The 22,035-nt window shown below is 44.7% G+C and carries 23 protein-coding genes; 20 read left to right on the top strand and 3 right to left on the bottom strand.

The window, feature by feature from the left end; genetic code table 11:
- Positions 1-41 precede the first annotated feature (41 nt).
- The 10 genes from ACG3M1_RS11390 to sigK all read left to right on the top strand — a co-directional run bounded on the left by ACG3M1_RS11390 (position 42) and on the right by sigK (position 12,052).
- A complete protein-coding gene (locus ACG3M1_RS11390) occupies positions 42-2,138 on the top strand; it encodes a glutamine synthetase III (protein WP_008817380.1) in 2,097 nt (698 codons plus the stop codon).
- 14 nt (positions 2,139-2,152) lie between these two features.
- Positions 2,153-3,874: an ammonium transporter gene (locus tag ACG3M1_RS11395; RefSeq protein WP_247230830.1), complete on the top strand. Its 1,722-nt coding sequence runs from the start codon at positions 2,153-2,155 to the stop codon at positions 3,872-3,874.
- A gap of 268 nt (positions 3,875-4,142) precedes the next feature.
- Entirely contained in the window at positions 4,143-5,723 is a 1,581-nt protein-coding gene (gene asnB, locus ACG3M1_RS11400) for an asparagine synthase B (RefSeq protein WP_008817378.1), read from the top strand.
- 47 nt (positions 5,724-5,770) lie between these two features.
- Entirely contained in the window at positions 5,771-7,198 is a 1,428-nt protein-coding gene (gene purF / locus ACG3M1_RS11405; RefSeq protein WP_008817377.1) for an amidophosphoribosyltransferase, read from the top strand.
- A 560-nt stretch (positions 7,199-7,758) separates the two neighbouring features.
- Complete coding sequence (locus ACG3M1_RS11410) at positions 7,759-8,076, top strand: anti-sigma factor antagonist (RefSeq protein ID WP_002608860.1); 318 nt, start codon at positions 7,759-7,761, stop codon at positions 8,074-8,076.
- Complete coding sequence (gene spoIIAB / locus ACG3M1_RS11415; RefSeq protein ID WP_008817376.1) at positions 8,073-8,510, top strand: anti-sigma F factor; 438 nt, start codon at positions 8,073-8,075, stop codon at positions 8,508-8,510. The genes ACG3M1_RS11410 and spoIIAB overlap by 4 nt, the downstream gene beginning before the upstream one ends.
- Positions 8,488-9,213 carry a SigB/SigF/SigG family RNA polymerase sigma factor gene (locus ACG3M1_RS11420; protein WP_002608862.1) on the top strand — a complete coding sequence of 242 codons (726 nt, stop codon included), beginning with the start codon at positions 8,488-8,490 and terminating at the stop codon, positions 9,211-9,213. The genes spoIIAB and ACG3M1_RS11420 overlap by 23 nt, the downstream gene beginning before the upstream one ends.
- Before the next feature lie 147 nt (positions 9,214-9,360).
- On the top strand, positions 9,361-10,014 hold the full coding sequence (locus tag ACG3M1_RS11425; protein ID WP_008817375.1) for a GNAT family N-acetyltransferase: 654 nt from the start codon (positions 9,361-9,363) through the stop codon (positions 10,012-10,014).
- Positions 10,007-11,059, top strand: a complete 1,053-nt coding sequence (locus ACG3M1_RS11430; protein ID WP_008817374.1) for a hypothetical protein — start codon at positions 10,007-10,009, stop codon at positions 11,057-11,059. Before ACG3M1_RS11425 ends, ACG3M1_RS11430 begins: the two co-directional genes overlap by 8 nt.
- Positions 11,060-11,323: 264 nt before the next feature.
- Positions 11,324-12,052, top strand: coding sequence for an RNA polymerase sporulation sigma factor SigK (gene sigK, locus ACG3M1_RS11435; RefSeq protein ID WP_002608865.1), 729 nt, complete (start codon positions 11,324-11,326; stop codon positions 12,050-12,052).
- A 203-nt stretch (positions 12,053-12,255) separates the two neighbouring features.
- On the opposite strand, the gene ACG3M1_RS11440 is transcribed toward sigK, so the two are convergent.
- From ACG3M1_RS11440 to ACG3M1_RS11450, 3 genes are all read right to left on the bottom strand, one after another.
- Entirely contained in the window at positions 12,256-13,296 is a 1,041-nt protein-coding gene (locus ACG3M1_RS11440; protein WP_008817372.1) for a M20/M25/M40 family metallo-hydrolase, read from the bottom strand.
- A 21-nt stretch (positions 13,297-13,317) separates the two neighbouring features.
- Positions 13,318-14,574: an MFS transporter gene (locus tag ACG3M1_RS11445; protein WP_008817371.1), complete on the bottom strand. Its 1,257-nt coding sequence runs from the start codon at positions 14,572-14,574 to the stop codon at positions 13,318-13,320.
- A gap of 65 nt (positions 14,575-14,639) precedes the next feature.
- Complete coding sequence (locus tag ACG3M1_RS11450) at positions 14,640-15,296, bottom strand: TetR/AcrR family transcriptional regulator (protein ID WP_008817370.1); 657 nt, start codon at positions 15,294-15,296, stop codon at positions 14,640-14,642.
- A gap of 151 nt (positions 15,297-15,447) precedes the next feature.
- Between ACG3M1_RS11450 and ACG3M1_RS11455 the strand changes: the two genes are divergently transcribed.
- The 10 genes from ACG3M1_RS11455 to nth all read left to right on the top strand — a co-directional run bounded on the left by ACG3M1_RS11455 (position 15,448) and on the right by nth (position 21,929).
- Positions 15,448-15,972, top strand: coding sequence for a YqeG family HAD IIIA-type phosphatase (locus ACG3M1_RS11455; protein WP_002608869.1), 525 nt, complete (start codon positions 15,448-15,450; stop codon positions 15,970-15,972).
- The gene (locus ACG3M1_RS11460) at positions 15,965-17,047 is read left to right on the top strand and encodes a GTPase (protein ID WP_008817369.1); all 1,083 of its coding nucleotides are present in this window, start codon (positions 15,965-15,967) and stop codon (positions 17,045-17,047) included. The genes ACG3M1_RS11455 and ACG3M1_RS11460 overlap by 8 nt, the downstream gene beginning before the upstream one ends.
- Positions 17,047-17,331: a ribosome assembly RNA-binding protein YhbY gene (gene yhbY, locus ACG3M1_RS11465; protein WP_002608871.1), complete on the top strand. Its 285-nt coding sequence runs from the start codon at positions 17,047-17,049 to the stop codon at positions 17,329-17,331. Before ACG3M1_RS11460 ends, yhbY begins: the two co-directional genes overlap by 1 nt.
- Positions 17,332-17,334: 3 nt before the next feature.
- Complete coding sequence (nadD, locus tag ACG3M1_RS11470; RefSeq protein ID WP_008817368.1) at positions 17,335-18,363, top strand: nicotinate (nicotinamide) nucleotide adenylyltransferase; 1,029 nt, start codon at positions 17,335-17,337, stop codon at positions 18,361-18,363.
- 16 nt (positions 18,364-18,379) lie between these two features.
- Entirely contained in the window at positions 18,380-18,718 is a 339-nt protein-coding gene (rsfS, locus tag ACG3M1_RS11475) for a ribosome silencing factor (protein ID WP_008817367.1), read from the top strand.
- Positions 18,715-19,428, top strand: a complete 714-nt coding sequence (locus ACG3M1_RS11480) for a class I SAM-dependent DNA methyltransferase (RefSeq protein WP_008817366.1) — start codon at positions 18,715-18,717, stop codon at positions 19,426-19,428. Before rsfS ends, ACG3M1_RS11480 begins: the two co-directional genes overlap by 4 nt.
- Complete coding sequence (locus ACG3M1_RS11485) at positions 19,425-20,105, top strand: 5'-methylthioadenosine/adenosylhomocysteine nucleosidase (RefSeq protein WP_008817365.1); 681 nt, start codon at positions 19,425-19,427, stop codon at positions 20,103-20,105. The genes ACG3M1_RS11480 and ACG3M1_RS11485 overlap by 4 nt, the downstream gene beginning before the upstream one ends.
- A gap of 180 nt (positions 20,106-20,285) precedes the next feature.
- On the top strand, positions 20,286-20,744 hold the full coding sequence (locus ACG3M1_RS11490; protein WP_008817364.1) for a hypothetical protein: 459 nt from the start codon (positions 20,286-20,288) through the stop codon (positions 20,742-20,744).
- A gap of 1 nt (position 20,745) precedes the next feature.
- Positions 20,746-21,282, top strand: a complete 537-nt coding sequence (locus ACG3M1_RS11495) for a DnaD domain-containing protein (protein ID WP_008817363.1) — start codon at positions 20,746-20,748, stop codon at positions 21,280-21,282.
- On the top strand, positions 21,282-21,929 hold the full coding sequence (gene nth / locus ACG3M1_RS11500) for an endonuclease III (protein WP_009269183.1): 648 nt from the start codon (positions 21,282-21,284) through the stop codon (positions 21,927-21,929). The genes ACG3M1_RS11495 and nth overlap by 1 nt, the downstream gene beginning before the upstream one ends.
- The last annotated feature ends 106 nt before the right edge of the window (positions 21,930-22,035 follow it).

Here is a 22,035-nt window from a genome sequence, read left to right on the forward strand (position 1 = left end):
ATAGTATAAAAGAAGGACAGATAGAAAAGGAGGAAAACATTATGAAGAATGTTTCGGAGTATTTTGGTAGTCTGGTGTTTGATGATAGGGTAATGAAAGCAACTTTATCTGCAGAAGTATATCAGTCATTGAAGAAAACGATTGATGGAGGAGAACGGTTGGATATCAGCGTGGCAAATGCGGTAGCTGACGCCATGAAAGATTGGGCAGTGGCAAATGGAGCTACTCATTACACACACTGGTTTCAGCCTCTCACCGGAATTACCGCAGAAAAGCATGATAGCTTTATAAGTCCTTCACCGGATGGTGGAGTTATTATGGAATTTTCAGGAAAAGAAATGATTAAGGGAGAGCCTGATGCATCATCGTTTCCATCCGGAGGACTTCGAGCAACTTTCGAAGCAAGAGGATATACTGCATGGGATCCTACATCTTATGCATTTATTAAGGGTAAGACATTATGTATTCCTACTGCATTCTGTTCTTATGGTGGGGAAGCCTTGGATAAGAAAACTCCATTACTTCGTTCTATGGAAGCACTGAATAAGCAGGCTCTTCGGATTTTACGTTTATTCGGAAATGAGGATGTAAAATATGTGCGTACTTCGGTAGGGCCGGAACAGGAATATTTCTTGATTACTAAGGAGATGTTTGATAAGCGCCCGGATCTTCAATATACAGGTAGAACACTTTTCGGTGTAAAGCCTCCAAAGGGACAGGAAATGGATGACCACTACTTTGGTGTCATTAAGCCGAAGGTTGCGGCATTCATGGAGGATTTAAATGATGAACTATGGAAGTTGGGAATTCTCGCAAAGACCGAACATAATGAAGTGGCTCCGGCACAGCATGAATTAGCGCCTATTTATACTACAACAAACATTGCTACTGATCACAATCAGCTTACCATGGAGATTATGCAAAAGGTTGCTATCAGACATGGTTTGGTTTGTTTACTTCATGAAAAGCCTTTTGCAGGAGTGAATGGCTCCGGTAAGCATAATAACTGGTCCCTTGCAACAGATACCGGTGTGAATCTTCTTTCACCGGGGGAAACGCCATATGAAAATGCACAATTCCTATTATTTCTATGTGCAGTTATCAAGGCAGTCGATGATTATCAGGATTTACTTCGTATTTCTGTCGCAACAGCGGAAAACGATCACAGATTAGGCGCCAATGAGGCTCCTCCTGCTGTAGTATCGATGTTTTTAGGTGATGAACTGAATGCGATTTTAGAAGCAATCGAAACAGATGCACCATATATAGCAGCCGGAAAAACGAAGATGAAACTGGGAGTAAGTGTACTTCCTAGATTTACAAAAGATACGACAGATCGTAATCGAACATCACCATTTGCCTTTACCGGTAATAAATTCGAATTCCGTATGCTTGGCTCATCAAACAGCATAGCTTGTGCAAATATTATGTTGAATGCGGCAGTCGCGGAGTCTTTGAAGATTTATGCGGACCGATTAGAAGGTGTAGAAGATTTTGAATCAGCACTTCATGAAATGATTAAGAAAACCATTAAGGATCACAAGAGAATCATCTTCAATGGCAATGGATATGATGACAATTGGATCAAGGAAGCTACAGAAAAGAGAGGACTTTTGAATTACTGTACAACAGCGGATTGCATGCCACATTTAATGGATAAAAAAAATGTGGATATGCTTATATCTCATAAAGTATTTACTGAAAGAGAATTGGAATCAAGAATGGAAATCATGCTTGATAACTACTGTAAGACCGTTATTATTGAGGCAAACACTATGGTGGTAATGGCAAAATGCTCCATTGCTCCGGCGGTTGAAAAATTTACCGCAAGTCTGGCGAAAAATGCTTCCATAAAGAAAAGTTTTGATGATTCTATTCCATGTGCATATGAAACAGGTTTAGTAAAAAAGTTATCTATCCTTACAGACAAGATTGACATGGCTGTTGATGAGCTAAAGACCTCTCTTGTGGAAATTCAGGATGTCAGAGGAATCATAGAAGAATCTGTCATGATTAGAGATGAGATACTAAGAAAGATGAGCGAGCTTAGGATTGCTTGTGATGAAGCGGAAATGCTTACATCAAAGGAATATTGGCCGTATCCTTCCTATGGGGATATTTTGTTTAGTGTGAAATAAATAAAGAAAGAGGGATGAAAATTATGTTATATAGTCCGGTGAACACGATTTGGGTACTTGTTGGAGCTGCATTGGTATTCTTTATGCAAGCGGGTTTTTCACTCTGTGAGGCAGGATTTACCAGAGCTAAAAATACAGGTAATATTCTTATGAAGAATTTAATGGATTTCTGTATAGGTACACCTGCATTTTGGTTAGTAGGATTTGGCATTATGTTTGGTGCAGGAAACGGTATCGTGGGATCATTTGATCCCCTTATCAAAGGAGATTACGGCCATATACTTCCATCGGGTGTGCCGCTTTGGGCTTTTGCAATTTTCCAGACCGTGTTCTGTGCAACATCTGCGACCATTGTTTCCGGAGCCATGGCAGAGAGAACAAAATTCAGTGCATATTGTATTTACTCTGCTGCCATTTCATTGTTGATTTATCCTGTTTCCGGACATTGGATCTGGGGTGGGGGATGGCTATCAGAGCTTGGATTCCATGATTTTGCAGGTTCAACCGCAGTCCATATGTTGGGGGGGGTCTGTGCAATGATCGGAGCTGCTATTCTAGGACCACGTATCGGTAAATATGATAAGAATGGTAAGCCAAAAGCAATCTTAGGACATAACATTACATTTGCGGCTCTTGGTGTATTTATTCTTTGGTTCTGTTGGTTTGGTTTCAATGGTGCATCTACTGCCGGTATGGATAGTGATGCATTAATGGAAACCGCAGGACGTGTATTTTTCAATACAAACATAGCCGCAGCAGTGGCTTGTTGTACTACTATGATTTTTACCTGGGTACGATATAAGAAACCGGATGTATCAATGACTTACAATGCAGCCCTTGCTGGTCTAGTTGGTGTAACTGCAGGTTGTGATGCCGTCTCCTCAGTGGGAGCAGCCGGTATCGGTATCGTATGTGGTATTTTAGTAGTATTATCAATAGAATTTTTTGATAAGGTTGTTAAAATTGATGATCCTGTTGGTGCGGTATCCGTTCATTGTGTCTGCGGAGCAGTGGGTACGGTTCTAACCGGATTATTCGCAACAGGCGTTACTACTGAAAAAGGTTTATTCTATGGAGGTGGTTTACATTTCTTTCAGGTTCAGACATTAGGTGTAATATCGGTAACAGCATATGTGGCAATTGTCATTACCATTGTGTTTCTTGTTATCAAACACACGCTTGGACTTAGAGCTGATAAAGAAGATGAGCTTACAGGTCTGGATATTTCAGAACATGGTTTGCTTACCGCCTATGCAGGATATGCAATGCTTCCTGATATAAGTGAAGAAGACGGTGATGAGCCGGTAATGGTGGCGCAAGGTGTTCCTGTTGCCGAGGCGGTTGAAGTAAAAAAGATGCCGAGTCTTCTTGATGGAATGCCTAAGATTACAAAAATTGCAATTATCTGTAAGGAACATAAGCTTGAGGCATTAAAGACATCTATGATGAACCTCGGTATTAAAGGAATGACAGTTTCCCATGTACTGGGATGTGGTGTACAGAAGGGGAAACCGGAATATTATAGAGGTGTTCAGGTAGAAACTACCCTACTTCCGAAGGTTCAAGTGGATATCGTAGTAAGTAAAATACCGGTAAGAAGTGTAATTGATGTAGCGAAAAAAGTACTTTATACAGGACACATCGGAGATGGTAAGATTTTTGTCTATGATGTAGAGAATGCTGTAAAGATTCGTACCGGTGAAGAAGGGGTCGATGCTCTTCAGGATATAGATTAAAAATAAATAAAAGCGTTTGAGAAAAGAGAAGTAACATAGGTGATTGCTCACAGCGAGTATGGGATAGTGAGAGCCATATAGTGGAGCCTATGCGAATAACACTTTTCGAGCTGCAATCTGAAAAGATATTCTTAGTAGGTGCGCCGTTTCGTTATGCGTAAAGGAACTAGTCTTGTTGAAGACTTGGAAAATGAGAAAAAATATAGGTGGCACAGCGAGTTCAGCACTTGCCCTATAGAATGCTGAAACTGATTTTGGAGGAAAAAATATGTGTTCTATAATGGGTTATTGCAGTCGCAGTGCTGCCTATGATACGTTTATGAAAGGATTTGAGGCAACGATTTCAAGGGGACCTGATGACAGTAGAGTGATTGATACCGGTAAGGGGTATTTGGGTTTTCACCGTTTGGCAATCATGGGGCTTCATGACGCCGGTATGCAGCCTTTTCAGTCAGATAAAAGTTACGCTGTTTGCAATGGAGAAATATATGGATTTGAGGAACTTAGAAGCAGGCTGTCAAGAAAGTATGAATTCAAGAGTGATTCAGATTGTGAAATAATTTTGCCCATGTACAAGGAATATGGTACGGCTATGTTTGCCATGCTGGATGCGGAATTTGCATGCATCATTTATGATGGGGAACGTGAAGAATATATCGCAGCAAGAGATCCGATCGGTATACGGCCATTATATTATGGTTATGATAAGCAGGAGGCTATTATCTTTGCCAGTGAGCCAAAGAATTTAGTGGGTATAGTTGAAAATATCATGCCGTTTCCTCCCGGTCACTATTATAAGGATGGGAAATTTATATGTTACCTGGATATTTCAACAGCTGCAAAAGTTTGTGAAGATGATTTGGAAAAAGTATGTAGAAATATTCGTAAAAAGTTAGTTTCAGGTGTGGAAAAACGTCTTGTAGCAGATGCAAAAGTTGGTTTTTTACTTTCAGGGGGACTGGATTCTTCCTTAGTTTGTGCAATTGCAGCTAAAAAAAGGAAAGATGCAATCAAGACTTTTGCAATAGGCATGCGTGAAGATGCTATAGACCTGAGATATGCAAAGCAGGTGGCAAATCATATCGGAAGTGATCATACTGAGATTTTTATGACACCGGATGATGTAATTGCATCGCTTAGAACCGTGATATATGTATTGGGTACTTTTGATATTACTACGATTCGGGCTTCGATAGGAATGTATCTGATATGTAAAGCGATTCATGAAAAGACGGATATCAGAGTTTTATTAACAGGTGAAATTTCAGATGAATTATTCGGATACAAATATACAGATTTTGCGCCAGATGAGGAAGCTTTTCAACTAGAATCACAGAAGAGAATAAAAGAACTCCACATGTATGATGTGCTCCGAGCTGATCGCTGTATCTCTGTGAATTCTCTGGAAGCAAGGGTCCCGTTTGGGGATATAGATTTTGTAAAGTATGTAATGTCTATCGATCCCAAGCTGAAAATGAATCGATATGGAAAGGGAAAATATTTGCTTCGTCATGCTTTCGAAGATGGAGATTATCTTCCTGATGAAATCCTGTGGCGAGAAAAAGCTGCATTTTCAGATGCGGTAGGACACTCTATGGTTGATTACCTGAAAGCATATGCTGAAGAAATATATACAGATACAGAGTTTAAGGACAAGTGTAAGAACTATGATCATGCGCAGCCATTCACAAAAGAATCTTTACTATACCGTGAGATATTTGAAGAGTATTATACGGGACAAAGCAAAATGATCGTAGACTTTTGGATGCCGAATAAAGAATGGGACGGCTGTCATGTAAATGATCCATCGGCAAGAGTTCTTTCTAACTATGGTGATAGCGGAATTTAGAAAAAGACAGATATGATGTGCGCTTATAGAAATAAGGAGATGAATGAATGGCGATACATGAGGAATGTGGCGTGTTTGGAATCTTTGGCACTAAAAGGGAAAATGTTGCAAACATTGCTTATTATGGTTTATATGCACTACAGCATCGGGGGCAGGAAAGCTGTGGGATTGTTGTAAATGACGACGGTGTATTTTCATCATATAAGGATTTGGGACTTGTGAGTGAGGTATTTTCGAAAGATACACTATCAAGTTTATCGAAAGGAAATATGGCGGTCGGCCATGTAAGATATGGAACAACAGGAGGAACTACCCGTAGTAATACTCAACCCATGGAAGTAAATCATCAGAGGGGAAAAATGGCGATAGCACATAATGGAAATCTGAGCAATTCATTGGAACTTCGAGATAAATTAGAACTATCCGGTGCAATTTTTAATACCACAAGTGATACTGAGACAATTGCTTATGTTATTACAAGAGAAAGACTTAAGGTTTCCAGTATAGAAGAAGCGGTAAGTAAAGCAATGAATTCTTTGGAAGGTGCTTATTCATTGGTGCTAATGTCTTCTACCAAATTAATTGCGGCAAGAGATCCACATGGATTCAGACCGTTATGCTATGGAAAGATGATGGATGGGAGGTATGTAGTTGCTTCAGAGAGCTGTGCATTATCTGCAGTAGGAGCAGTCTTCATAAGAGATGTTCTCCCAGGAGAAATTGTTGTTTTTAGTAAGGAAAATGTCGTATCTCGAAAAGAACACTGCAATAAAGAAAAGAGAAAGACCTGTATCTTTGAATATATTTATTTTGCCAGACCGGACTCTGTAATAGATACTATTTCGGTATCATTGTCAAGGTGTAAAGCCGGTGAATTATTGGCAGAAAGTTATCCTGTAGATGCAGATGTTGTGATCGGAGTTCCTGATAGTGGCATGGAGGCAGCATTAGGTTATGCAAATGCATCTAAAATACCATATGGAATCGGTTTAATAAAAAACAAATATATTGGTAGAACCTTTATTTCTCCGGGTCAGGATGAACGTCTAGATCAAGTAAGAATAAAATTAAGCCCCGTTAAAAATGTTATAGAAGGTAAAAGAGTTGTATTGATTGATGATTCCATTGTCAGAGGTACAACCAGTAAACGTATTGTAAAACTACTCAAAGATGCCGGCGCAAAAGAAATACATATGAGAATTTCCGCACCGCCATTTTTACATCCCTGCTATTATGGTACAGATATTGATTCAGAAGAGAATCTGATTGCCTGTCATCATAACATACGGGAAATAGAGGAAATCCTAGGTGTAGATTCTCTTGGATACTTACCGATTGAAAAATTAGGCAGATTGGTAGAGGGAACTGAATATTGTGCAGCATGCTTTAATGGAGAGTATCCGACAAATATACCGAAGGATCTTCGAAAAGATCGTTTTGAAGGAAAGTTATCAGAAAAAATCTGTTCCGGATAGGGAAAGGAACAGTTTGCATTCATAACAAGGATAGCTGATATTGATACTGCGTAATGCATGGTTTAGGGAATGACTACCTATACTATTATGGAGAATGAAAGTATTCATCAGAGTGGGAATTATAATCATGGAACCTGCTTATCTGGCCAGTGTAGATGCCGATGTTATTGCAGGCAATCGTATATTCAAAAGGTGCTGCAGCTGTTTTTACAGAGGAAGGACAGAAACAGATTCTTAAGCAACATAACAATTTACAAGTAAGATTCAGCTTGTTTAATGAACGCATTGGATATGTTGGGGTTTTGATAGCATGGAGATAAAAATGCATTCTATTTTTCTAATACATTTCTCTTATCTATGTAACTTAATGACATCGGGGCTTTAGCATATCTGTTTTGTGAAATGGCAGAAATGATTCTCGATAAAGGCTTCCTGTAAACAGCAAGCTTCGTCCTTATGCACGAAGGATAAAGTTTATTCTGTCGAACCTCCGGATGCTTTGTCGAATATCCCCAAAGGCAAATGAAAACGTGGTAAGATGATGGCCGGAGGGATGAAACATGAAACATCAGTATATTGACGGTATCCTTTACTTTTATTTTTACGGGGATCTGGATAACCTTACCGTTTGCAATCTCAAGCAGATCTGCATCGACCTGATAGAAAAATATCAGCCCAAAACGGTAAAGCTTGATTTTGAAGAGGTCACCTTTGTGGACAGCACCGGCATCGGCTTTGTCCTGGCACGCTACAAGCAGCTGCAGAAGCTGCATGCCCAGCTTATTTTATGCAATCTGTCCAGAGTGAACCAGACGCTGTTTAAGATGTCCGGGATCTTCCAGATCATGAAACATGAGAGAAATGAGGTAAAGCTATGAATACGATGAAACTGGAATTTGTAAGCAGACTGGAAAATGAGGCATTTGCCAGAACGAGTGCGGTAGCTTTCCTGATGCCGCTGAATCTGGATATGGAAGCGATTATGGAAATCAAGACGATGCTGGCAGAGGCAATTGTCAATGCCATGATACACGGCTATGAGAGCAGAGAGAACGGAACAATCGTATTACAGATATCCTATGATGAGGAATTCATACATATGACGGTTCAGGATGAGGGCTGCGGCATTGATGATCTGCAGCTGGCAATGCAGCCATTATATACGAGTAAAAAGCATATGGAGCGAAGCGGCATGGGAATGACGATCATGCAGACCTTTGCGGATGATTTCCATATTGAATCAGAAAAGGGAAAGGGAACGCTTGTCACGATAAAGAAAAGAATCCATCATGGAAAAGACAGCGAGCAATGAGGAGCTGATTGAACGGATCCGATTGGGGGATGAAGAAGCGAAAAGCTGCTTTGTTCAACAGAACAGCGCGCTTGTCTATTCGATTATCCGACGGTTTTCCCGACAGCGGATATCGAATGAGGATCTGTTTCAGATCGGCTGTGTCGGTCTGATGAAGGCGTTAAATAATTTCGATACCAGCTATGAGGTGAAATTTTCCACCTATGCGGTTCCCATTATCATGGGAGAAATCAAGCGGTTTTTCCGTGATGACGGCAGTATCCGTATTTCCAGAAGTCTGAAGGAAGGCTATCTGCAAATGGTGAAAGCCAAGGAGGTTTTGCTGCAGAAGCTGAATCATGAGCCGACCTATCAGGAGATTGCCGATGCAATGGAGCTGGATGTGGCGGATGTCATACTGGCCTTTGAAGCAAACCAGTTCATTTATTCACTGGATGAAACGATCTATGAAAATGACGGCTCTCCGATTCTGCTGGAGGACAAGGTTTCCAATAAAAAGGAAGAGGATGTCGTCATGAAGGTTTCTCTGCGTGATGAAATTCAGAAGCTGGATCAGCGGGAACAGCTGCTGCTGCATTATCGCTATGATCTGTCCATGAAGCAGGAGGAGATAGCACGGAAGCTGAATATTTCTCAGGTCCAGGTCAGCAGGCTGGAAAAAAAGATTATCAAGAAGCTGAAGGAGCGTCTGGCAGTTGCCTGATGCTTTTTTATAGCACAGAATTGTTTAAATCTGCCGGTGGAAATCAAATGCTTCACTCTGCATTCCTGCCTGTACGCTTCTACTTTCTTGTGCCGTGTGAAAAAACATGCTATAATATGAGTTCGAAAAAAGAATGGATGTGTAAGTATGCCGTTATCTGAATTTTATCTGATGAATGACGAGCAGATTGCTTCGCTGCATGAGCAGCTTGCAGAAAATTTTTACGACGACGATTTATATAAGACGGTATTCATGGATGACAGAACCCGTTTAAAGACCTTGCGCTACCTGTTTCGCCACTATGTAAAGGCATTGAAGCCATACTGTCATTTTCTGGCGGATAGTGCAGAATGCAGAAGTGTCATGGTGGTATGGGATTCCACTCTGGAACAGCCGCTGCAGTATCATCTGCAGCTGCTCTGGCTGAATTTGAAAATGATTCCCATGCTGGCAGGACTGCGGTCTGTAAAAAGCATACGGCATGTCATCGAATGCTGGGATATGTTTACCAGCCGCTGGATTCAGGAATTCGTACAGGGTGATTACCTGCATCTGGATTTGTTTTTCACAGCAAAAGAGCTGCGCGGAACCGGCATCGGCTCTGCCATGCTGAAAGCGCTGCTTGTTCATGCGCAGGAAATCGGCAAGGATGTCACAATGGAAACGCATCATGCGGAAAACCTTTCCCTTTACTATAGGGCGGGCTTTGTGCTGATGAGTGAAATCACACATCCCGATCATGACATCCATCAGTATAATCTTATGCGAAAATGCATTCGAGAGGAGAATCTGAATGAATAGTAAACATCGTGTGCACAATTTCTGGAGCTATTTTCTGACAATCCAGCAGCCGCTGGAAACCGCTTTACGTGAGCAGGACCGTCATGAATATGAGCATCTGCTCAATGATATTAATGAACAGCTGAAGACCGTATGCGGCTGTAAGCTGGAAGTGGAAATGAGTGAAACCGGTTTTTTTGAGATGACATTTGCAACCGGCGGCGATAAAACCGCACAGCTTTGCAGCGCACTGCTAAAAAAGGATGCTCCGCAGCAGCTCAGTGAAAACTGGATCATCAATGCCTTCCGTCCGCCTTTGAGTGAGCGTGCATTGAACAGTTATCTGCAGCTGAACGGCCAAACAGTTCGCGGTGCGGATTTTAAGGTATATTATACAATTGAAGAGGAATCTAAAACAGTAGAGCTGAAGGTTTACTGTGCAGCGCTACAGGGACTGGAGGAAACCAATAAGGAAAGCATTGTTGCCTATATGCTGGAGCTGTTTATCGGAGAGCTGGAATTTGAAGCACGTATTTCCCGCGTAGAAATCCTGGATGCGGAAATCGATGAGGAAAATGTCTGCCTGCTGCCCAATCTCTATGAGGATCTCTGTGATATTATCATCGATCAGGAGTGGATGGAATATCATGATCCCTTATCCATCTATATGGCCTATAAGCTGGATGAAAAGCCGGTTAGTGAAACTCTGCGCCGGGATATGAAGCTGATTGTCACCACCAATCCGCAGCTGCAGGAGGAGGTCCTGAATAAGGAGTATGCGACCTGCAAGGATTTTGCCGATAAGGGTGGAGAATACGGCTATCTGTATTATGAAAAGCTGTATGAGGATGAAAAGGAAGCTCTTGTCCGGCAGCAGCTGGAAAAAGAAATCAATGACCTTCTGTATCCGATGTCCATTGCGCGTACGATGGGCGGTGCCATCGGTATGTATTATTCCTATATTGATCTTGCGGTGTTCGACCGTGACGGCTTTGCGATTGCATTGGAAAAAATCAATGAAAAGATGAAGTTTAAAATTTATTATCATTCCTTTTTGGAAGACTAGGTCCCACAGGGGACCTTTTTTGAAGCCTTGGGGATGTATTGTATGCTTTTACAGTTATGGCACAGGTTAAAGCGGTTATGCAGGATTGCAGGGTCTGAAAACATCACGTGAGGAAATACGGGACAGAAGCTGGCAGTATGAAAGGCATATAGAAATCACTGCTTTTTCAAGCTGTCGGGTAGGAGGACAGGTGCCGGTTTTCCTTCCGTCACTTTCTTAACATAAAACAGCGTCTGCTTCCATATACTGGTAACAGGTGATCGTATGTTTACAACAATATTTGAAGTGCTTTCCAATGCGTTATGCTATGTGGGCTACATCCGCAGCAATTCCTTTCAGCAGCCGCTGGACAAGGAGGAGGAGGCGCGCTGTATCTCCTTGCTGAGTGAGCGCGATGAGGAAGCCAGAAACAAGCTGATTGAACACAATCTGCGTCTGGTTGCTCACATCGTAAAGAAATATGATATCAAAAAGGAACAAACGGAGGATCTGATCAGCATCGGTACCATCGGACTCATTAAGGCAGTGGATTCCTTTAAGCCGGAGAAGGGACATAAGCTGACAACCTATGCCTCCAAATGTATTGAAAATGAAATCCTGATGTATCTGCGCAGCAGTAAAAACTATTTTCAAAACGTTTCATTAAACGAACCGATTGCCACAGACAAGGATGGCAGTGAGATAACTCTGATTGATGCCATTTCCTCACCGGAGGATAGCAGCATTATCGATGATATGATCGTGGAGGATAACATCGCGCGTTTAAAACGTTATATCCATGTTCTGGATGCAAGAGAGCTTGAAATTATCACCAAGCGCTTTGGTCTGTACGGGCAGGAGGAGGAAACACAGCGGGAAATCGCCAGACAGCTGCATATCTCACGCTCCTATGTTTCCCGAATCGAAAAGCGTGCCTTTATGAAAATTTACCGGGAGTTTCAAAAGGAAGAAAAACGCAAGGAGCGTCTGCGTCAAAACAAGGAGAAGGAGTAGGTCAAAACAGCTTCTGATTCTTCGCTATCTGAGGCTGCTGCAAGAACTGGCGGATGCACTGGATCATGTGCACGCATTGCAGCGAAACGGTATGCAGTATTAAAAAAATTGCAGGCAGGGACGCATAGTAGTCTGCTGTCGGATGTATACAAAAAGCAATGCTGTGCGCATTGCTTTTTTTCTTTTGAGAGGAACTTTGCTTTCTATTTACTCAGCAGATAGGCATACAGCAGCTTAGCCGTCTGCACAACGCTTTGAATATGACAGCGCTCCATGCCGTGGGATGCAAAGCAGCCCATACCGAATGCTGCAGCATACACATTGTTCCCTGCACGTATCGCCGCACTGGCATCGGTGCCATAATGATAAAACACATCCACACTGTAATCCAGCTTCTGATCCCCTGCAAGGTGAATCAGCTTTGTTGTCAGTGCTCTATCATAGGGGGTGTAGTTATCCTTTGCACAGATACTCACCTTGGTTTCACTGCCGCAGTAATCCGGACCGATCAGGCCGATATCCAATGCGACATACTCACTGACCTCCTGTGGCAGATAGGCGCCGCCGTGCCCGATTTCCTCATACAGCGGGAAAGCGAACAACGTGGTATACTGCGGCTTTCTGCCGGTTTTCTGTAAATCCTCCAGCACTGCAAACACGGCTGCCACTGCCGCCTTGTCATCGATGAAGCGGGACTTGATGAAGCCGCTTTTTGTAAATCGATAATCCGGATCGATGGAAATGATGTCTCCATGCTCAATCCCCAGTGCGCGCACCTCATCACTGCTGTGTACCAGCTCATCCAGAATGACCATCATATTGGATTCCTCGCGAACGGCGCTTCTCGCATCATCAAACACATGGGTGGAATGCGATGTGCAGGCAAGCAGACCGGTGATCGTGTTTCCATCCCGTGTATGCACCTGAACGCTGCAGCCTTCAATATTGTTGTAGTTGATGCCTCCCAGATTGCGTAAAGCCAGTGTTCCGTTATCGTTGATATGGCGAACCATCAGGCCGATGGTATCCAGGTGAGCACCGACACAAACCGTTTTTGTCGTATCCTCTCCCTCCACCCGGATATAAGCGGTGCGCTTGCGGTCATACGTAAGTGTATGTCCATACTTCTTTGCAAGGCGTTCCATCAGCGGATGAATTTCCTCATAATAGCTGACCGGACTCGGTGTTTCAATCAGCATCCTTGTCAGTGCCTCTATCGTTGTTTCTTCTACATGATATTCCATGATATGCCTCCTTAAACGTTTTTATTGTATCAGGACAGCCTCCTTTTCACAATCATTTCCAATCGTTTTTAATGCATTTCTGCTGAGGAGAGAAATGATCAGGGAGGCAATGCAGGCAAACAGGATCAGAAGATCCACTCTTGTCGCAAAGGTTTCCAGCAGAATGCCGTACAGGGACTGACCGATCGGGTAGGAGCACATGACGACCATGGTGACCATGGATGCCACCTTTCCCAGAAGCTGATTCGGTGTGGATTTCTGCAGGAAGGTCTGCGCGTAGATATTGAATAAGGCCGCAAACAGCATGATGCAGATGCTGGATGCAAAGATGCAGGCATATGCGATATATACCGGGGTATGCAGGAATAAAACCAGCGCCATCGGGAGCAGAAACAGACTGCCGCTCAAAAGAAAGCGCCATGCACCGGACATATCCACCCGCTTTAAAAAGAACGGAAGTGCAATGCTGCCGGCAATGGAGCCGATACCGGTTGCGGCTTCCAGCCAGCCATAGAAGGTTGGCGGAAGCTGCAGGGTGATATTGGAAATGACAGGCAGACCGACGGTGATAAAGCTGGAAAGAACCAGATTCAATCCCGCTAAGAGCAGTAACAGATGAAGGAGGGTCGGATTATCATGCCGCAGAAAGTGCAGGCTCTGGCGACAGTCACTGCGTATGATGGAGAGCATGGATCCATCTGTTGCCACACGCTGAAAGGGGATACGCATGATGCATTCCAGGATGGCGGATAGAAAGAAGGCAGTTCCGGAAATATTCAGTAACAGGGAAAACGGCAGGAAGGAAAACAGAAAGCCGCCCAAAATAGGTCCGAGCAGGGTTGCCAGTGCATTGATCTGTACAACAATGCCGTTTGCCTGCATCAGCTGATTCTCAGAAACAAGCAGCGGAATGCTTGCCTGTACGGAGGGCTGATAGAATGCCTGTATGATAGACAATGAGATCATGAGTATGGCAACCAGCACAATACTGAACCCCCTTGTGCTTACCATGGAAAAGCCGAAGATGAGGAAGGAGGTCAGAAAATCAAGACTGAGCATGATGCTTCTTCTGCTTACACGATCCGCCAGAATACCGCCGAAGGGGGATAGCAGAATGGTCGGAAGTATGGAAACCGCCAGTATGGTCGCAAATATGGATGCACTGCCGGTAACCTGCAATACATAGAGAGACAAGGAAAAACGCAGAATTGCGTTGCCGAACAGGGAAATGATCTGTCCGATGATCATGAGTATAAAATTACGATTGAAAGCTTTCATAAGGGAACATCCTTTCTTTATGATACCAAACGACGGTATGTATGTTGATTAAGAGAAACTACCCGTCAGGGTAGCTCATGCATGGATTGTGCAAGGATGCGGAAATAGCTTGTCAGCTCCTGCTCGAGAGGCTCATCGATGACCGGTATGCCCATGGAATCACACAGCGTGCGGAAGTAGGCGACCTTTGCCGGTATCGCATCCAGCTCCTTTAAAACGATGGGGGAACAGATCCAGTAATTCAACAGCAGCATCAGCACCTGTGCGGCACACAGCGGATCCTGACTGCGAATACTGCCATCCTCCATTCCTTCCTTCAGAATGCGTTCCACAATCTGGGAATTGACACTCAAATTCTCTGCCATACCGCTCATGAAAATTTTCGGATTCTTCCAGAGATTGATGGATATGGTGTCAATCTGCTTCTTTTCTTCATTTTGAATCTGTCGGTAAATAATGGCACGAAGCTTTTCGATGCCGGTCTTATCACTGGCATTTCGGAGCAGCTCCATCTGGGCATCTCCATGATAGCAGCGCTCACTCAGTGCTTCGATAATTTCATCCTTGGATTTAAAGTGATGATAGATGGCGCCCTTGCTCATACCGAGGGCATTGACGATGTCCTGTATCGTTGTTTTCTCATAGCCCTTCTCATTGAAGAGCGCCAGAGAAACCTCCAGAATTTTCTCCACGGTTCTCTGCGGGTATTTATTGCGTGCCATAGCTCCTCCTTTATCATACATACGTTTGGTATGTATATATCCTATCATATCGGAAGTGACATGTAAAGCCTGCATGAGAAAAATCAGTTTGAAGTGAGAGGGAAATATGATAAAATAGATATGATTTATGCGAAAGATAGGAGAAATGAGGATGTTGAAGCTGTTTACTCCCGATTATTATATCCATAGCTTTTCGGCTCTGCGCCCGGAGTATCTGTTGGAGCATGGTATTCGCCTGCTCGTCTGTGATATCGACAATACGCTGGTGCCGCATGATGTGGCACTACCCGATGAAAAGGCTGTACAGTTTATACGCGGCATGCAGGAGGCGGGAATCCGGGTCGTGTTTATCAGTAACAACGTGGAGGAACGCGTTGAAACCTTTGCGAAGGGACTGCAGGCGGACTGTTATCCGTTCGCTATGAAGCCGCTGCCGAAAACCTACCGGAGAATGCTGAAGGAGCAGGGCGTTGATAAGAAGGAGGTCGCTGTGGTTGGGGACCAGCTGATGACGGATATTCTGGGAGCCAATCTGATGGGGCTGCATACGGTTCTGACAGCACCTGTGGTGACCAGGGATTTGTCATTCACAAAGTTTAATCGTTTTTTTGAAAATATCGTATTTCGGCTGCTGCAAATAACAGGGCGGCTTCGTAAAGGAGAGTATGATGAGTAATAAGATATGTAAGGGCTGCGGTGTCGTATTGCAGAGCAGTGATGCCGCCGCAATCGGATATACACCGAAAATGGAGGCAGACTATTGTCAGCGCTGCTTCCGTATCCGGCATTATGATGATGTGGTCATCAGTATGAAGCAGGGCATTGACAGTGATGCTGTACTGCAGAAGATCAACGCCATGGATGCGCTTGTGGTCTGGGTGGTTGATCTGTTTGATTTTGAATCCAATCTGCTGCCGGGTATCAACCGCCATCTGCTGGGTAAGGATATCCTTATGGTGGCGACCAAGCGCGATCTGCTTCCTGCAACTCTGGGCAATGAGAAGCTTTCACAGTTTTTGCTGCGCCGTTTAAAGGAAGAGGGAATCCTTGTTCAGGGAATTGTGGTCTGCGGAGATCTGGCTGCACATGCCCGGCGTGAGGATAATGCATCCGTCGATGAGGTGTGTGCGGCGATTGCACATTACCGTAAGGGGCGTGATGTTGTTGTCATGGGCATGGCGAATGCCGGAAAGAGCACTCTGCTGAATGCCATCTGTGATGGAGTTGATCTGACAACCTCACGGCATCCGGGTACTACGCTGGATTTCAATTCCATTGCGATGGAGGGCTATCAGCTTTATGACACACCGGGACTGACCCGTATGGATTCCCTGCTGACGCATGTGGATGATGGGCTGCTGAAAACGGTGATTCCGTTAAAGCCCTTAAAGGCCAGAGGCTATCAGCTGAAGGGCAATCAGACACTGTCGCTGGGCGGTCTTGTCCGACTGGATCTGATCGGGTGTGAACAGGTCAGCTGTGTTGCCTATTTTTCGGAAAGGCTGCCGCTGCACCGCAGCAAGCAGGAAAAAGCGGATGTATTGTGGGCACAGCATTATGATGAAATCCTTACTCCGGTGATTGGAGAAAGAGAGCATATGAAAAAATTTTCGTATGGACATGTGCAGGAGCATAAGCTGGATGTCGTAATCCATGGCTTAGGCTGGTTCTGTATCCGTGGTGATGTGGCTTCCGTGGATGTCTATGTGGCACAGCAGGGCAATGTAACGTTTAGAAAGGCGATGATATAATGTTAACAGGAAAACAGAAAAGTGAGCTGCGCGGGATTGCGCAGACAAGAAAACCACTCTTCCAGATGGGGAAGGATGCAATCAGTGAAAATCTGATCAAGACGATATCCGATTCACTGGAGGCGCATGAGCTGGTCAAGGTATCGCTTTTAAAGACCTGTGCGATAACGGCAAATGAAGCTGCCGTTACCATCAGTGCTGCAACACACAGCGAGGTGGTGCAGGTGATCGGGCGTACCTTTACGCTGTATCGGCGAAGCAAGAAAAATAAGCTGGGGTTATAGTATATGCGGATCGCGGTACTGGGCGGAGCCTTTGATCCGATACATAACGGACATCTGCAGATTGCAAAGCAGGCACTGAAGCAGCTGCGCGTGGATGAGGTGTGGTTTATGCCGAGTGCAGCAACGCCGTTAAAGCAAACGCAGGCTGCCTCCTTTTCGGATCGTGCGGCTATGGTAGCTCTTGCCATCAGGCCATACCGGCATATGAAGCTGTGCACGCTGGAGCATGAGCTTGAGGGTGTCTCCTATTCCATACGTACGGTGAAGGAGCTGAAAAAGCGCTATCCAAAGCATTCCTTCTGCTGGCTGATCGGGGATGATCAGGCAAGGCAGTTTGACCGATGGAAAGACAGTGAGGATCTGAAGCAGCAGCTGCCCTTTTATGTGTTTTCAAGAGAGCAGCACACTGAACAACTGCCCGCTGGTCTTCAGCGGGTCGTCATGCAGCTGATTCCGGTATCCAGCAGCGAAATCCGCAAGGGGCATAAGCTGTATCAGGTACCCGAAGCGGTTCGTGCGTATATGGGGCTGCATGCGCTGTATCTGGAAAGCATGGTGAAAGAGCAAATGAACGAGCATCGCTATCTTCACAGCCAATCGGTCGCACAGCTGTGTGTCGAATTGGCGCAGGCTCATGGTCTGGATACCAGGGCTGCCTATATTATGGGAATTGCACACGATGTATGCAAGCAGCTTCCGTATGAGAAAGCGAAGGCCTGGATGCGTGCACATATGCCGGATCACCTGGAGGAAGCAGCCGCTATATGGCATGGCTATATCGGAGCGGATTATGTAAATAAGGTGTTTCATATCCGTGACCGCCGTATCCTGCAGGCGATATATCATCATGTGAAGGGAAGGAATCGTACGGATTTTGACCGTATTCTGTTTATCGCCGATAAGCTGGATCCCTCGCGCGGTTATGATTCCCGTCGGGAAATAGAAATCAGCAGGAAAAGTCTGCGGGAGGGCTACCGTGTTGTGAAGCAGCAGCAGGAGGCTTATCTGAGAAAAGAAGGCACATTGAAATAAGGTAAGGAGCTACTATATGGATGAATTATTAAGTATTGTACAAAAGGCAATTGATGAAAAAAAGGGGGAGAGGGCGCTGTTATATGATTTCCACGAGCTGAATCCCTTTATTGATCACGTTGTGATCTGCAGTGCGCCGAGTGTACGGCAGACACATGCGATTGCCGATAATATCAAGGACCGTGTTCGTGAAAACGGATACGAAATTCGTGCGATGGAAGGAAACAGTGAATCCCGCTGGGTGCTGGTGGATTTGAACAGCATCGTCGTTCATGTATTCATGAATGAGGAGCGTGACCATTTTCAGCTGGAGAAGCTGTATGCCGATCTGCCGCATGAGGATTTCTCCCTATGATGTATGAGCTGCTGGCACATGTCTATGATGCGCTGGTTAAGGATGATGAGGCAACTGCCTGCTGGGTGGAGCTGATCAAGGCGCATATCAGGGGGACAGAGCTGCTGGAGCTGGCCTGCGGGAGCGGGGAAATTACAATCGCTCTTGCACAGGAGGGCTACCACGTTGATGCGAGTGATCTTTCTGCTGCCATGATTGAAGAAGCAAAGAAGAAGGATGGCAGCGAGCAGGTGTCATGGAGTGTCATGGATATGTGTGATCTGCATACGGATAAAAGCTATGACGGTATCCTTTGTCTGTGCGACAGCTTCAATTATCTATTAAAGGACGAGCAGGTGCGTGCGTTGTTTCAGGGCGCTTACCGGCATCTGCGTGATAACGGTGTTTTTCTTGTAGATATGCATTCCATGGATCGCCTGGAGGAATTTGCAGAGGAATACAATGAAGCAGGACATGTTAAGGATTTGGAGTACCAGTGGACCATTGCCAGTGAGGATGACCGGATCTATCAGAATTTTGCTTTTTATGACAGCGAGGGTCGTGTGACACTGGAGCAGCATGAGCAAAGAGTTTATGAGCCTGCCTGGATTCTTGCGGAATTGAAAAACGCCGGTTTTCAGGTGGAGGTCTATACGGATTTTACACAGGCGGGAATCTGTGAGGGAGAAAAGCAGTTTTATATCTGCAGGAAAGCGGGAGGTATACAATGATTGCAGTGATTGCAGCAATGGATAAGGAAGTAGATGCAATCGTATCCATTATGGAAAGTCATGAGCATCTGATGAAAAGCGGAATTGACTTTGATAAGGGAATACTGGCGGGCAAAGAGCTGCTTGTGATGAAAAGCGGTGTCGGTAAAGGAAATGCCGGTATGGCAACGACGATTCTGCTGGAGAATTTTTCAATCGATTGTATCGTCAACATCGGGACGGCCGGAGGTCTGCAGGTGCAGCAGAATATTCTGGATGCCGTTATCAGTACACAGGTCGTTCAGCACGATTACGATACGAGTCCTGTGGATGGAGCTGATGGAATCGGTCTGTATTTTGAAGCGGACCAGGATCTTGGTGACATGTGCGAGCAGGCATTGAACAAGCTGGGCGTTGTGGTGCATCGCGGTCTGGTGGCAAGTGGAGATCAGTTCGTTGCCCGGGAAGCGCAGCTGCAACGGCTGAACGAGCTGTTTCCGGATGCAGTCTGTGCGGAGATGGAAGCCGGTGCGATTGCTCAGGTATGCGCTCATTATCATATCCCCTTTGTCGTCCTGCGCTCACTTTCCGATGTAGCACACAGTAAGGACTCCCATATGGATTTCATGACCTATGTAGAGCATGCCTCCTCACGCAGTGCAAGCTTCTGCAGGGAGCTGATGAAGTGCATGGCATAAGACGGAAAACCCGTCTTTTTTCTTACAATTTTATCCGTTGCGTGGGCATAGATTGCGATTTCTGATATAATGATAAGGCGGAGTGAGTTTGCAGCTGTTTCTAAATCTGCAAAGGTTTTTTCAAGACAAATCCTCTAAAATTGTGTATAATAAAAGACAGAAGTGTAAAGGAGGTACGCAATGAAAATCAATGGAAAATCGCTGGCGGTAAGTATTGGTTTGCTTGCTGTACTGCTGATTGTACTGCTTGTGGAATCCTCGATCTTTATCAGTGGACCATCGCGTAAATACGAAGAAAAAATTGATGAACAGATGAGTGCCATCCGCGATACTTATAAGGAAATAAAAAACCTGCATCGTGATGCCTTCTATTACATTACCTATGTGGGAGAGGATGCGGATAATTATGTCTGGTTTAATGATAAGGGGAAGGCGATCGTATCCAGAAAAAAGGATACGGATCAGACGGATAAGGTAAAGCAGGAGGTGCAGAAGCGCTATGGTGCAAAGGATATACAGGTTGCACTGGGATATGGATATGATAATCCGGTGTATGCTGTAGAATGCTCTGCAGGACAGATTCTGCTGGATTATGACAGTCTGAAGGAAGTGTATTTTCTGAAAAAGGGAGAGGCTTAATATGGAGAAGTGGTGGAATGAACGCTTTATTAACCGCAGGGACTGGATTCTGGATCATTTAAAGGATTTGAGTCTAACCATTGAGGAGACGATGGTGGTGCTGATGATTGATTTTATGAATGAGCATCAGATACCGATCACACACGGTATTCTGGCAGATAAGCTGAAGAAGGATTCCGATGAAATTGATGATATCCTTTCTCATTTAAGTGCCAAGGGGTATCTGGCTCTGCAGTTTCAGAATGGGAAAATCCTGTTTAATATCGATGGCGTTTTTGCGGATAACAGTGAAAAAAGTCTGGCGTTTGATCAGTCCTTATTCGATCTGTTTGAATCGGAGTTTGGCAGACCGCTGTCACAGATGGAGCTGCAGCGCATGGCCGACTGGCTGAAGGACTATGAGCAGAAGCTGATCTGTTATGCGCTGCGCGAAGCGCTGACCTACGATCACAAAAGCTTTGATTACATAGAGCGTATACTGGTGGAATGGAAAAACCGCGGTATGACTGCTGAGAAATACGAAGGGGGAGAGCGCTGATGACAACGGACGAAATTCTGGATATTCTGGAAGAGATGTTCCCCGATGCCCATTGTGAGCTGGAGCACAGGAATGCATTTGAATTGCTGGTAGCTGTTGTATTGTCAGCACAGACGACAGACGCTGCAGTCAATAAAGTAACGCCCGCCCTGTTTGAAGCCTTTAAAACGCCGCAGGCAATGGCGGAGGCAGATATACATGACATTGAGGATAAGATTCGCAGAATCGGCTTGTACCGCAACAAGGCGCGCTCTATTCAGAACCTCAGCAGATCACTGCTGGAATCCTTTAACGGCGTTGTGCCGGAAAGCATGAAGGAGCTGACCTCTCTGGCAGGGGTTGGTCGTAAGACTGCCAATGTTGTTCGCAGCGTCTGCTTTGATATCCCCAGCATTGCGGTGGATACGCATGTGGAACGTATTTCCAAGCGACTGGGGCTTGCCAAGGTGCAGGACAGTGTGGAGGTCGTAGAACAGAAGCTGAAGCGTAAGCTGAAGCGGGAACGCTGGAACCGGGCACATCATCTGTTTATCTTCTTCGGACGATATTTCTGTACGGCACGAAATCCGAAATGCGAGGAATGTCCGTTTAAGGAGTTTTGTAAAAAGGATAAGCTGGAAGCATATCGAAATTCCAAAAAGTCATAAAACGATCCATTGCGGGTCGTTTTTTTGAATAAGATGAAATACTATGGAAGTATAATGAGACATGGCAAGCTAACGGCATTGCTGCTCTGATCTTGGATGCAGGTGG

Source organism: Clostridium sp. 10cd* (assembly GCF_044336395.1).
Lineage (GTDB): Bacteria > Bacillota_I > Bacilli_A > Erysipelotrichales > Erysipelotrichaceae > Clostridium_AQ > Clostridium_AQ innocuum.

Coding starts and splice junctions, on each gene's coding strand:
- nadD (WP_008817368.1), top strand. CDS start 17,335: ATGCGGATCGCGGTACTGGGCGGAGCCTTTGATCCGATACATAACGGA.
- ACG3M1_RS11390 (WP_008817380.1), top strand. CDS start 42: ATGAAGAATGTTTCGGAGTATTTTGGTAGTCTGGTGTTTGATGATAGG.
- ACG3M1_RS11450 (WP_008817370.1), bottom strand. CDS start 15,296: ATGGCACGCAATAAATACCCGCAGAGAACCGTGGAGAAAATTCTGGAG.
- ACG3M1_RS11495 (WP_008817363.1), top strand. CDS start 20,746: ATGGAGAAGTGGTGGAATGAACGCTTTATTAACCGCAGGGACTGGATT.
- nth (WP_009269183.1), top strand. CDS start 21,282: ATGACAACGGACGAAATTCTGGATATTCTGGAAGAGATGTTCCCCGAT.
- ACG3M1_RS11460 (WP_008817369.1), top strand. CDS start 15,965: ATGAGTAATAAGATATGTAAGGGCTGCGGTGTCGTATTGCAGAGCAGT.
- yhbY (WP_002608871.1), top strand. CDS start 17,047: ATGTTAACAGGAAAACAGAAAAGTGAGCTGCGCGGGATTGCGCAGACA.
- ACG3M1_RS11480 (WP_008817366.1), top strand. CDS start 18,715: ATGATGTATGAGCTGCTGGCACATGTCTATGATGCGCTGGTTAAGGAT.
- ACG3M1_RS11485 (WP_008817365.1), top strand. CDS start 19,425: ATGATTGCAGTGATTGCAGCAATGGATAAGGAAGTAGATGCAATCGTA.
- ACG3M1_RS11425 (WP_008817375.1), top strand. CDS start 9,361: ATGCCGTTATCTGAATTTTATCTGATGAATGACGAGCAGATTGCTTCG.
- ACG3M1_RS11410 (WP_002608860.1), top strand. CDS start 7,759: ATGAAACATCAGTATATTGACGGTATCCTTTACTTTTATTTTTACGGG.
- ACG3M1_RS11445 (WP_008817371.1), bottom strand. CDS start 14,574: ATGAAAGCTTTCAATCGTAATTTTATACTCATGATCATCGGACAGATC.
- asnB (WP_008817378.1), top strand. CDS start 4,143: ATGTGTTCTATAATGGGTTATTGCAGTCGCAGTGCTGCCTATGATACG.
- ACG3M1_RS11420 (WP_002608862.1), top strand. CDS start 8,488: ATGGAAAAGACAGCGAGCAATGAGGAGCTGATTGAACGGATCCGATTG.
- ACG3M1_RS11430 (WP_008817374.1), top strand. CDS start 10,007: ATGAATAGTAAACATCGTGTGCACAATTTCTGGAGCTATTTTCTGACA.
- purF (WP_008817377.1), top strand. CDS start 5,771: ATGGCGATACATGAGGAATGTGGCGTGTTTGGAATCTTTGGCACTAAA.
- ACG3M1_RS11455 (WP_002608869.1), top strand. CDS start 15,448: ATGTTGAAGCTGTTTACTCCCGATTATTATATCCATAGCTTTTCGGCT.
- ACG3M1_RS11395 (WP_247230830.1), top strand. CDS start 2,153: ATGAAAATTATGTTATATAGTCCGGTGAACACGATTTGGGTACTTGTT.
- spoIIAB (WP_008817376.1), top strand. CDS start 8,073: ATGAATACGATGAAACTGGAATTTGTAAGCAGACTGGAAAATGAGGCA.
- rsfS (WP_008817367.1), top strand. CDS start 18,380: ATGGATGAATTATTAAGTATTGTACAAAAGGCAATTGATGAAAAAAAG.
- sigK (WP_002608865.1), top strand. CDS start 11,324: ATGTTTACAACAATATTTGAAGTGCTTTCCAATGCGTTATGCTATGTG.
- ACG3M1_RS11440 (WP_008817372.1), bottom strand. CDS start 13,296: ATGGAATATCATGTAGAAGAAACAACGATAGAGGCACTGACAAGGATG.
- ACG3M1_RS11490 (WP_008817364.1), top strand. CDS start 20,286: ATGAAAATCAATGGAAAATCGCTGGCGGTAAGTATTGGTTTGCTTGCT.